Here is a 12634-nt window from a genome sequence, read left to right as displayed (position 1 = left end):
ATGGGATCGGGACGCAGAAAGCTAGCTGTCCTCAATATTCCATCTCAAGTATTTGACTTTTTAACTTTTTAAACTTGGGATTATCAGGTGCAATACGCAGAGCATTTTTAATCCAAGCAATCGCATAATGATACCGCCGTTTTTCGTAAAATTTCCTCGCTAACATCGCAAAAAATACATCTCTATCTTCTATGTAAGGGAGAAGATACTTAATATAAAGCGGAGCGTAATTTTCCATTTCACTGGCGAATAGAAAATCGAAAAAGTCAAAAACTTGTTGTTGGGTTTTGTCGGACATCGATAGTTTTAAATATTTTTGCAAAACGCGCTTTTCACGCTCATGGTCAGGAATTTGGTGTATCATTTCTTGCGCAGCCTCAAATTTTTGCAGTTCTATCACACATGGAATAATGGCAATAATTTTCGAGGAGTTGTTGGGGATAACTTGTTGCCAATTTTGCGGAAAAAGAATTTGCGCAACGATAATAGACCATCTACCGTACTTTGCTACATTGTAATAATTTAATAATAACAGGTTATTGCGGATGAAATTTACGTAGGTATGATTGTTTTTTTGCTGATACTTTTGCAACCAGTAAGCGGTTGTCGATAGCAAAACAGTAACATGTGCAGGTGAAAGCGTTTGTGCTCTAAGCATCAGTGAATCTAAATTTTGCTTGTTAAGTTGTGAAATTTGCGCTAAGTAGAGATATGGTAATCCCCAAAATGGAATGAGTTGTTGCGAACGACAAAAGTGAAAGTGAGCATTAGAAAGGTACAGTGGATTCTCTTCCGTTTGATAAAGGCGCCAATATAAACGACCTATTTCAAAATGAGCCCAATAATTATTGGGCTCTATTGCCAGTACCTGAGAGAATTTTTTACAAGCCTCATGCAAAAGAGGCTTTTTCTTACCACGAATATAGAGAGGATAGTCATAATATGGTACATGGTAAGAAGCCCAGGAATGTTTTAAAATGTCACAAGACACCATTACAGCCAAAATAACAGCCACTCTTACTAGAAACTTTTTATTACCAGCCAGCATCGACAATAATCAAATCTCCACCGCGAATCAGCATGTTTTCCGCGCGACTCCCTTGAAGTATTTTATCGAAATTCACCACATACTTTTTGGTTACCCCTCCTGGTAAGTGACGAATAATTCTAATCTTAGGCGAGGCAAATTCGGTAAGACCTCCTGCTAGACCCATCACTAGGGACATGCGTGTTCTACTTTCGGGCATGCGAATTGCCCCAGGGCGTCTTACTTCCCCAAAAACACTCACGACTTTACTCTCTTCATCTTTAGAAGGAATGGTGATAATATCGTTCTTTTGCAAATAAAATGGCTTTTGTGCCTTGGGAGAAACAGAAAGTTTAAAAGTGACTCTTTTGTTTTGCTCACTTTCGCGTATCACCTCAACATTATCGAGATTGGCATCAGGCCTTGGCCCACCAGCTAGTAAAATGACATCCCACAATGTCTGCTTTTTATCGTCGTTAATAGGGTAGTTGCCTGGAGTAACAATGCGCCCTTGGACGTAAACTTTTGCCTTTTCCTTGATAACGATTAAATCCTCGGCTTGCAAAGCAATATCGTTTTCGGTATCGTAGTTTTCAAAAATGGCATCAATAGGAAGGTAAAATGTTTCTTTTTTACCTTTGTCGACAGGGTCTTCGCGGATAAGTTCTACACCTTTTACTGTTTTCAAATTGGGTGAAATACCAATACTTAGTAAGAAGCGACTTATGGTAAATATTTCGTCATTGGGCAAGGGGATTGCTCGCGAACCTTTTTCCAGTCCATCAATATAAACTTGGCGCTTTTTCCAATTAATGACATTAATACTAACAAGAGGCTCTTCTATGTAGTCAGACAACTTTTCTTTTAACTCCACCGTCACTTCTTGAACCGTTTTTCCGACAACTTTAAATTCTTTAATAAGTTGATAATTGATAGCTCCTGTTCGAGGAATCAATATATCTTTATTTAGCTTAGGCTCATTGGTAATTTCTATGCGAATAGTATCACCAGGTATCAAAACCGGTTCACGGTATTTTTTTTGCAATTTAGGTGCAATCCATTTGTCTTCACTTACAGACGATGTCTCTGTCGAATTCTTATTTTCGTCGTTGTTTTCTATTTCCACTTCCTGTGGAGGCGGTTCGTAACCAGGTAGTTTATTATCGTTTGTACAAGATGCTAGAATGACGGTAAGTAGTAGGATGACTCTTAACATAACGAGACCTTCACTAAAAAATAACATTAACACTAAAAATGATACGGTGGTTTGCGAAATTTTCGCCCTGCTCTCCTTCACGTTGTTCTAGACGATAGCTAAAACTTAAGTCCACGCTACTTGTCAAACGATAGTTTGCGGCGAAAGAACTGATCGCCCCATAGTTCACGTTGTTGTTGTCAAATTCGGAGTACAACAGGTCGATATTACCTTCGATACCAAAAGCACCCGAAATAACATAACTTCCACCACCACCAACGCGAATCGAGTATTGAAAAACATCATTAAACGCCGGAGCGGTATTGGAACTTGCTCTAACAAAAAGGTTGAGGTTTGGCAACACGTTCCAACTAGCGTTTAAGGCACTAATAAAAAACACCTGATTGTCTATTGTTTGCAACCCAAAACTCAATCGGTTGGACACTTTGCGAACTAAGGGAAATGTAATTCCGACCAAGACACTATGAGCGACAACATTTTCTACATCATCGTCCAGGAAACTAACTTGGTAATTAAGACTTGTGAATAATCCTGAAACGAAATTGTATCCCGCAAAAAAATTTGCGCTATACCGCGAATCTTCGTCGTTTAAATCAAAAGATTTCCTGTACAAGTAACTCAAATTCACTCCATAAGAAAAACGACGCGTATTGGATTCTAGAGAAAACCTGGTGACTGCAGTATGGAGAACATCATTCAACCCTTCGTCTAAACTAACAAATGCATTCGAGCGACTGAAATCTTGAGAGGCTCTAAATGTAAATTTTCGCGATACATATTGATATTGTACACTTGCCGTTGGGAATATATCAAAATTATCGTTATAGCGTATTAAATTCGATAACTGAAATTGCAAATAACCGAAATTTTTCGACACTTCCGTCAGTAAAGTGAGGAGTGTCCCGCTGTCGTTCTCATTATTCCCGTCGCGATCCCCATCACTTTCAAAAAACGCCCCTATCGAAAGAACGTTACGCATACTGAAAGTGCGCGATCGAGGAATAAGAGCCAAGCCCGGACGATTAAAAAACTCTAAAACAAGATCCTTATCACGAACAAGTAATTCTTCATTTTCATCGACTACGGCAATTTGTTCATCGGTTTCGAGTTCGCCCACTTCTGTTACTTCATTTGCAAAATAGTCTTCCTGGCTACACAAGCAAACGATGCAAATAAGCAATAAAAAAAATAACTTCATTGGCATGCTCCAGGAATAACAGCGGTTCGAGGAATCTCTTTTTGGTTTTTATAAAAAGTCGCGGCCATGTCAATCATAACTCGATTAGGTATTTCCACACCGTGTTTCCCAGACGAATAGTGGAAAGAAATCATCACTTTATCATTATACCGAAATTCATACATCCCTTTTCGGAGTACAAGGTAAATTCTTTGCGCACTTACCGACATTTGACCATCAAACACATACTTTGCTTTACCTTCTTTGCTGGCGATTATATTACCACAAGAGAATGCGATAAAATTAGGCTTTTTACCTTCATACTTGAATTTATTGTTTTGTTTTTTTAGAAAGTGCTTTTGCGGCTTTTTGAAGCGAATAGATACGGCCAATGCTTTTGGCAAACAATACACATTTATATAAGTGTGCGTTGTTTCGTATTTTTTATTTCCTTTTTTTATAGGGAAAAATACACCTTGCGCATTCAGACTACTACACAGTAACAAAAAAATTATGATGGAGCGTATCACGTCACTTCCTTTGTGGCATTTGACATTGCGACCAATGTTCCCATTAAGTATGCGAGAAATAAACGATTTGAATTTATGAACAGAGGGAAGTGAAATGCAGCAAAGACAAAAAACATAATGATGGATACCAATACACTATTCCAAAGCATTTTGTCGTATGAAGTATTCTTCGCTATCAAAATTCCCCAAACCAAAAGAAATATTACACCTGCTATGCTCGATAGTATACCATATTCTGCCACAAATTCAATGTAATCGTTGTCTTGATGGAAATATTGTATCACTACGGGAACATCGCGATACATCTCGAAAGCCAGTGAAAAATTACCTGCCCCACAACCAAAAAGCCAATGATCACGTATGATTTTCAACCCCACGCTGTAGTGCTCTAACCTATAACGAAAATCTTCACCACTGCGATAAAAACGTTCCATTATGTCTACCTGAAAAGCAAATAGGACCACAATAATCGCAAAAATCAGTGCAATGGTCGGTATATGTCTGTGGTATAAAAAAATTCCGATTACGATAAGCAAATACAGAAAAACGCCGGTACGTGATTTACTGGCCAACAAACAAAGGAACATCAGTAAACAACACAAAATACCAAGAACGACACATAACTTTTTCTTTTGGTTGTGAAAGTGGAGTATTTGCCCTAACAACAAAGGAGTGCCTACAACAAGAATGTTTGCATATAGATTACGCGTCACATATGTTCCCGTAATCCCTCTCTTGCGACTAAAAAACGGAAAGTATTGGTAAAGCAAAGATTCTCGCGACAAAAAATATTGAACAACACCTACAATAACTTGCAGCAACACCACAAAAATTAGACAGCGCAATAACCATAAAAAATCCTCTTCGGTTTTTAGCACTTGAGGAATGGTAATCATCGCACTTATAGGTAGTAGCCATTGGTAAATCGACAATTTGACGTTCTGCGACGAGAAAAAATACGGCACTTGCAATTCAGGGTGAGATGGAACATTTATGATGCGCGACGGAACAAAAAACTGAACACATAATGTCACAAAAAACAATAGAATCGTAACATTTAACGCAGAAATGTATGGGTTTTGCTCGTTTGCCTGATCAAACACTAAAATTAAATTTACCAGAGACAAAACACAAAGAGGTCCCCAAACGTAGGCAATATTTCCACCATAGCCCAACGTGGCCACTATTATTTGCAGACACAAGTTCATTTTGATGATGGTTTTGACCTCATGGGACATTTTCAAGTTCCTCCTCCCCAAAAAAAAAGAGACCGAAAAATTTTCGGTCTCTTTTTATTCATTACTCAAGTGTAAAAAAGATTCTAGTATACGTGTGTACTTTCTTCTTCTGTTACAGGCTTCTTGAGTAGGTCTGAGCTTAGGTATACTTTCAAGCGTGAGTCACCTGGTTGTACAGCTTTCGCTCTGATTTGCCACTTAATCTTTTCTTTAGGATTCAACTGTGGGTATGGTACAACGGTTACGCGTTTACCAGATACTGTACATTGAGTATCACCACTTGCAGATACAGGTGAAATTTCTGCTGGGAATACAGCTTCAACTTTCACTAGTTTATCTGGAGCGGTACCTTGGTTGGTTACCTCGATAACATAAGTGGTTTCTTCGTTGGCTACAAGTGGGTCAACGGTATCAATTACCTCTAATAGTAACGCTGGGAAACCTCTCCAGTTTGTGCAACATTCAGCTTGCTTACGTACACCTTCAGCTGTTGCAACACCAACGCGGAAGCAGTGGTCGCCAGGTTGTTTAGAGATAACGGTTACAGCGTATGTCTTGGTTTCGCCAACTGGTAGAGAGCCAACATTCCAAGTTACTGAGTTTCCAGAAATGGTTGGGTTGCCTTCGCCAGCTAGAATTTGAAGACCAGAGTCAGAGTTAGCATTGACAGTTACGCCAGATAGAGGTGCACCACCAGTGTTTTTAACAACAACGGTTGCTCTTATGCGTTTACCTAGGAAAGCGATACCTGGGCAAGATACGCTAACTTGAGCTTCCAGTTTGCTAATTTCAGTACATGCTTGCGCTTGAACTGTACCAGCGTTAGAAGAGTTAGCCTTAGCTACGTTGCAAGCACGTCCAGCAGCTTTTGCAGTTACAGGAATGCTTAGAGTTTTTGTAGCTCCAGGAGGCATATCGCCAATTGGTGTACGTAGAGAACTAACGCCACTAGAGTGTGCTAGTTGACTTGGAAGATCGTCGACAACAACAACGTTCTTCGCGGTAGCTGTACCAGTACTCTTAACGGTTACTGTGTAAGCAATTTGTTGACCTACAGAAGCTTTTGCAGGACCAGTTTTGGTGATTTCAATTTTTGGATCACCTGTCCAGTTTGTACAACATTCAGATGTTTTCGTCATACCATCTGCAGATGCACTCATTCTCATGCAGCACTGACCTTCAGCTGTAGCGGTCATTACAAAACTACATGTCTTGCTTTCTCCAGGAGCCAAAGCACCACGCCAGGTTGCGCTTGTTCCGGAAACTTCACCACAATCAGAAGAAATAAGTTGTCCTTGAGAACATACATTTACAGTTAGTGTTGCATCTGTTAACTCTGTATCTCCTTGGTTGGTGAGAACAGCTCTAGCTGTAACACGTTGTCCAACTTTGCCTTGTTGTGGAGCTTGGCAAGTAAGAAGAAGTTCTTTCTTCAAAATCTTTGTACATGCTCTAGCAGTAACACTTCCAGCGTTAGAAGAGTTTGCTGTAGCTACGTTACATACTTGACCACGCTTAACAGCTTTGAATGGAGCTTGAACTGTCTTAGATTGACCTGGGCCTAGGTCTCCTACAGGGAAAGATAGCTGGCTTTTGCCATTAGGATCTTGTAGTCCGTTAGGAACTGGATCGGTAATAACAACGTTTCTTGCAACAGCTGTACCAGAGTTTTTCACTGTGATGGTGTAACTAACATTGCTGTTTAACTGAGCAACTTGAGGACCTGTCTTGGTAATATTAAGTTGTGGCTTACCAATCTTGGTGTTAACACACCATACAGGATCAGCTGTAGCAACATAGCATAGTCTTACATCACCTTCGCGGTTAGAACGTAGATTAACTTTAATTTTTCTTACGTCTTTTTGCTTAAGTAGGGCATAACTCCACATCAATCTGTTGCCGTTAACTCTCGCAGCAGGTTCGCTACTGATGTACTGAACTCCCTCAGGAACAACGGTGTAAAGATGTACGTTACCTGCATCAGAAAGAGCTTCAACATCTACTTCTGATGTGTAAGGTTGACCAATAACTGCTTCACCTGGTGCTTTAGGTGTTACTTTAATTAGTCCACATGTATCGCATCCACCGCCACCGCCGCCAACGCGAACTTCTTTCACGACAACTTTGCCGGGCTTCTCAACTACTTTTTCGACTATTCTGTCTTTGTAAACAACTTTTGTACCTGCGTCAAATTTCTTGCAAGTACAGCCTGTGAAAGCGATGATTGCTGCACAGGTAAGTAGTACGAATTTCTTCATACCAGAATTCTCCTTTGTAAAACGGAAGCTACACCCACTTATAAATATTGTATAGCTAGGTATTTCATATTTAGTGTATACTTAAATTCAAATTTGTTTTTTGCATTGTGCTTTGCATATAGCTTTTGCAATTAGTATACCAAACAATATTTTTAGCGTAAAAACAAGGGGGGCAACTTTATCGCTATGCAAGGAAAACCTTGCGATAAACGATATAAAAATTTTATACATGTTACACGAAACTTTGTATATTGACAAAATTTCGTCTTTTTTTTTACGAGATAGCGTCAAAACATGTATTTGTAGTTTAAGTTTGATCTTTTGTCTAAAATTTTCTACATTTACAATTGCTAATTCACAATTCAAATTCACAATGCAGTTTTAGAACCTAAAATTACAGCAAATTTGAACTATGATTTAAAATGTTTGGCGCAAAATCAAACACATAACAAACATATTTCGTATTAATTAAATCACAAAAAAATATTGTTTGTCATTAAGCACAAATTATAATAAACCCGCGAAAAGCATTGCAAATATATTTTTCGGAATGATCACTTTTTTTTACAAAAGATGTTTGTGTCGCACTTAAGTATCTACAATAAAAAAGCTTAGGAGTCAACAATGGCTAAAGAAGATGTAAAAAAAATTATCCAAAAAGCAAAAGAAAATGAAGAATTTATGGTTTCTATTTTGCAGAATGCGCAACAAGCACTACAGTCTTACAACTTATCGCAAACAGAGCTAGAATTTTTTCAAACTGCGGACCGAAAAACAATAGAAGGTCTAAAAGATAGTTGTTTTGAACTAGCAAAGTAAGCATAGCGATGTAAATCTCTGGTTGAATTTAAACCAGAGATCATAATTTATCGATATATTTTTTCTTGTTTTACACAACGACAAACCTCCCGTAAAAATACACCAATTCCCTCAATAATTTTTCTTCCTTCACCACAATGACAAAAATATACGTTTTTCCTTATTTTTCCTATACAAAGCGATACATTTTTTTTGTTTTTTTAGCCATTTTGTGTTATAATTTATTCTCAAAATAAAAACAGGGGACAAAACATGACACAAAAAATTTTTTTTAGTATGTCTGTCTTTGTAATTGTAGTTACATTGACCTTGGAAGTCACTAGCTCTCTAAGAGCTTCCTCCGTCGACGCATATCAACAAGCGGAAATTATTGCCGAAATTCGCAATAAAATTCTAAACTTTTACGTCGAAGACGTCGATTCTGAAAAGCTAATGCGTGGAGCTCTAGATGGAATGGTTTCTGTTCTAGATGATCCTTATGCTGCTTACTTAGATGAAGAAGACTACAAAAAGATATTTGAGGGGACAGAAGGAGAATTTATTGGGATTGGAATTGAAATCTCCGTAAAAGACAATTTTATTACTGTTGTTTCTCCGATAGAAGGATCTCCTGCATCTAAAGCCGGTATCTTAGCGGAAGATAAAATTTTGGAAATAGATGGTAAATCTGCGGAAGGAATTACCATAGAACAGGCTGTAGATTGGTTGCGGGGTAAAGCAGGAACAACAGTGAAACTACGTATACTCCACAGCAGTAGCACCACAAGCGATGAGATTACAGTTGTAAGAGGGCGCATAGAGTTAAAAAGTGTCAAAAATGCCCATATCATCAATACCGAGTACCATATAGGATATATTCGCCTAACGCGTTTTAATAAACATACATACGATGACTTAAAGAAAAATATTGAAACACTACGCGAACAAGGAATGGAAAACCTGATACTCGATTTACGCTTTAATCCCGGTGGATTGCTAACAGCATCTGTTGACGTCGTAAATACATTTATTTCTGAGGGCAATATAGTCCATACCAAAGGTCGTATTAAGCAAAATCAACAAACCTATAGTGCTGCACCCGACAAAATTTGTTGGAAAAAGCCCATGGTAATCATAGTCAATAAAGGAAGCGCTAGTGCTTCTGAAATCGTAGCAGGTGCTCTACAAGATTATCACCGAGCTGTTATTATCGGAAACAGAACATATGGTAAAGGAAGCGTTCAAAGTATTCTACCTCTTAGAGATGAAAAACGTGGACTAAAGATAACAACGGCAAAATACTACACTCCATCAGGAAGATCTATTCAAAAAGGCTCCGATGATGAAGGGGGCATTACACCAGATGTACTACTACCCCTTTCCACTGAAGAACAGCGTGAACTCATTAGGTCTTTCAGTCAACCAGGAAGTAAATTGGATGACAAACAAATACAAAAAGCAATAGAAGTGATAAAAAAACCATAGGTGTATTTTCACCTAACTTATACTAGTTCTAACAAAGTCAGTGGTGTGGCCGCACTTAGTTTTACTCGTAATGTTCATTTGCTATCAAAATTAGCCTTACGACTAGAATTAAACCGGCGAATAATAGTTGTTGAACTAGAACAACGAAGTAAATCACAAAATGTTAGAATCAGAATTTTAAATTAAAGTAGAAAGGAAAATGGAAGAACAGTGAAGGCTGTAAATCCATATCTATTTTAAATATGACTGATACAAAGCAGTGTCCTGTTGTTCGGTTAGAAGACGAACTAAAAAACTCTTATTTAACCTATGCGATGAGTGTAATCGTATCACGGGCATTACCTGATGTTCGTGACGGTATGAAACCATCACAAAGGCGTATTCTCCTGGCAATGAACGATTTGAATCTTGGACCATCATCAAAATTCAGAAAGTGTGCAAAAATAGCCGGGGATACTTCGGGTAACTATCACCCACACGGTGAAGCGGTAGTTTATCCCACACTAGTTAGAATGGCACAGAACTTTAATATGCGTTACCCGTTAATCCAGGGACAGGGAAACTTCGGATCTATCGATGGAGACCCTCCGGCAGCGATGCGTTATACGGAAGCGCGTTTAACAGCTCCAAGTGTCAATATGCTAGAAGATATGGACAAAGATACGGTTGATTTTGTATCTAACTACGATGAAACACGTGAAGAGCCAACGGTTCTTCCCGCTAAATTTCCTAATTTATTGGTCAACGGTTCTGTGGGAATTGCGGTGGGGATGTCGACGTCTATTCCTCCCAATAACTTAACCGAAATATGCGATGGAATCATCGAATTAATTGAAAACCCTGACATTGAAGTAGAGGCCCTATGTGAGATTATTAAAGGACCTGATTTTCCCACAGGAGCTATTATTTGCGGTGAAAAGGATGTACGTAAAGCCTACACCACAGGACGAGGTATAGTCAAAGTACGATCCAAGGCCGAAGTAGAAGAAAAAAAGAATGGTCGCGAATCGATAGTATTCAAAGAAATTCCTTACCAGCTTAACAAAGCAAAAGTGATTGAAAAAATAGCTGATCTTGTAAAAGACGGTAAAATAACAGGTATTTCTGATGTGCGCGATGAAAGTGGACGCAAAGAACCTGTGCGTATTGTTGTGGATTTAAAGCGCGGGGAAAATAGTGATGTCATCCTCAATCAACTTTATAAATACACACTACTACAATCTAGTTTTTCGATTATTATGTTGGCTCTAGTCAACGGTCGACCGCAACTACTAAACATAAAAGAAATGATTTATCATTTTGTTGAACACCGCAAAGAAATCATTCGTCGTCGTACACTATTCTTACTAAAAAAAGCGGAAAAGCGCCATCACATCGTAAAGGGTCTAATCCTAGCATTAAACCACATTGATGAAGTGATCAAAGTAATTCGTGGATCTCAAGATACAAAGGAAGCCAAAAGCTCTTTACGCGAGAAATGGCAACTCAGCGTTCAACAAGCGGATGCGATTGTGCAGATGCGTCTAGGTGCTCTAACCAATCTAGAGTTTAATAAACTCGACGATGAAAGAAAAACCTTGGAAGAACAAATTGCAACATTTAAAGGAATTCTCGAAGATCCGCAAAAAATTCTAGCGATCATCAAAGAAGAAACCATCGCAATTCGTGACAAATACGGAGACAAAAGACGTACGAAAATTGGCACTGCAATCGAAGCCTTTGTTTTGGAAGATATCATTGCCGATGATCAATCCGTCGTTCTAATCACTCACGAAGGATATATTAAGCGTACCCCTGTTGATACTTACTCCAAGCAACATCGAGGAGGAAAAGGTGTCACGGGAACGGGAATGAAACAAGGAGATATCGTCAAAGACTTCTTCATTGCTTCCGCGCATCAATATATTCTGTTCTTTAGTAACTATGGAAAAGTGTACTGGTTAAAAGTGTATGATATACCAGAAATGTCACGAACCGCAAAAGGAAGAGCTCTTGTCAACCTTCTTAATCTTGACAACGACGAAAATATTAGCTCGGTCATTCCTGTTCGTGAATTTGACAGTCGGTGGTTGGTGATGGCCACGAGACAAGGTATCATCAAAAAAACAGCACTCTCTGCATTTTCTCGTCCGAATAAAAGTGGTATTCGTGCTATTAATCTCGATGAAGGTGATCGTCTAATCTCCACCGTTCTTACAGACGGAGAGCAAGATCTCATCATCGGTACGAAACTAGGACGTGCATGCCGCTTTAATGAAACAGAAGTACGCCCCTTAGGTCGCGCGGCCCGAGGAGTACGCGGATGTAAACTTTTAGAAAACGACATCGTCATTGGTATGGTTGTGGTTCGCGATGACCACAGTTTACTAACTATCTGTGAAAAAGGTTATGGAAAACGTTCTGCGTATGAATCTTATCGTTTAACAAGAAGAGGTGTACAAGGGGTTTTAAATTTCCGACGCACGGATAAAACAGGTGATGTTGTGGCCATTGTTTCCGTAAGAGACGAAGAGCAAGTCATGATCATAACAAGTAAAGGAATGGTAATCCGCATGGGTACTGCTTCTTTACGCATCTTATCGCGAGCCACACAAGGGGTGAGGTTGATCAGACTCAAAAAGAACGACAGTGTCGTCTCCGTAGCGAAACTTACGAAAGAAATTCTTGAAGATATGGGAGAAGACTCTTCGGTAACCGAAGCTTCAGAAACAGAAGCCGAAGCTGATAATGGTGAGGTTGCAAATGAAGAAACTTCCGAAAAGTCTTCCGAGGAATCTTCAGAAGAACCCTCAGAAGAAACCGCAGTAGAATCCACAGAATCAGAATAAACCAAATTTAACGATCAATGTCGCTAAGCGACATTGATCGTCATACCAAACCTCTTCTATTTTCCACAAATATTCTC

At 39.0% G+C, this 12634-nt stretch carries 9 protein-coding genes; 3 read left to right on the top strand and 6 right to left on the bottom strand.

The window, feature by feature from the left end; translation table 11 throughout:
• Positions 1-31: 31 nt before the first annotated feature.
• From UABAM_RS21950 to UABAM_RS21925, 6 genes are all read right to left on the bottom strand, one after another.
• Positions 32-1048 (bottom strand): hypothetical protein, encoded by a 1017-nt coding sequence (locus tag UABAM_RS21950; RefSeq protein ID WP_151970137.1) that lies wholly within the window; start codon positions 1046-1048, stop codon positions 32-34.
• On the bottom strand, positions 1035-2243 hold the full coding sequence (locus tag UABAM_RS21945; protein WP_173013482.1) for an SLBB domain-containing protein: 1209 nt from the start codon (positions 2241-2243) through the stop codon (positions 1035-1037). The genes UABAM_RS21950 and UABAM_RS21945 overlap by 14 nt, the downstream gene beginning before the upstream one ends.
• Before the next feature lie 13 nt (positions 2244-2256).
• A complete protein-coding gene (locus UABAM_RS21940; RefSeq protein WP_151970135.1) occupies positions 2257-3441 on the bottom strand; it encodes a hypothetical protein in 1185 nt (394 codons plus the stop codon).
• Entirely contained in the window at positions 3438-3950 is a 513-nt protein-coding gene (locus UABAM_RS21935) for a hypothetical protein (protein ID WP_151970134.1), read from the bottom strand. The genes UABAM_RS21940 and UABAM_RS21935 overlap by 4 nt, the downstream gene beginning before the upstream one ends.
• Positions 3947-5188, bottom strand: coding sequence for an O-antigen ligase family protein (locus UABAM_RS21930; RefSeq protein ID WP_151970133.1), 1242 nt, complete (start codon positions 5186-5188; stop codon positions 3947-3949). Before UABAM_RS21930 ends, UABAM_RS21935 begins: the two co-directional genes overlap by 4 nt.
• Positions 5189-5271: 83 nt before the next feature.
• Positions 5272-7446: a DUF7507 domain-containing protein gene (locus UABAM_RS21925; RefSeq protein WP_151970132.1), complete on the bottom strand. Its 2175-nt coding sequence runs from the start codon at positions 7444-7446 to the stop codon at positions 5272-5274.
• Between the two features lie 624 nt (positions 7447-8070).
• On the opposite strand from UABAM_RS21925, the gene UABAM_RS21920 reads away from it, so the two are divergent.
• The 3 genes from UABAM_RS21920 (at position 8071) to gyrA (ending at position 12557) form a co-directional block, all read left to right on the top strand.
• Positions 8071-8265, top strand: a complete 195-nt coding sequence (locus tag UABAM_RS21920; protein ID WP_151970131.1) for a hypothetical protein — start codon at positions 8071-8073, stop codon at positions 8263-8265.
• 252 nt (positions 8266-8517) lie between these two features.
• On the top strand, positions 8518-9729 hold the full coding sequence (locus UABAM_RS21915; RefSeq protein WP_151970130.1) for a S41 family peptidase: 1212 nt from the start codon (positions 8518-8520) through the stop codon (positions 9727-9729).
• Positions 9730-9971: 242 nt separating this feature from the next.
• Positions 9972-12557, top strand: coding sequence for a DNA gyrase subunit A (gene gyrA / locus UABAM_RS21910; RefSeq protein ID WP_151970129.1), 2586 nt, complete (start codon positions 9972-9974; stop codon positions 12555-12557).
• Positions 12558-12634: the final 77 nt, after the last annotated feature.

Source organism: Candidatus Uabimicrobium amorphum (assembly GCF_009002475.1).
In the GTDB taxonomy this organism is placed as follows: domain Bacteria; phylum Planctomycetota; class Uabimicrobiia; order Uabimicrobiales; family Uabimicrobiaceae; genus Uabimicrobium; species Uabimicrobium amorphum.
This window is presented reverse-complemented; position numbering and strand designations above follow the sequence as displayed.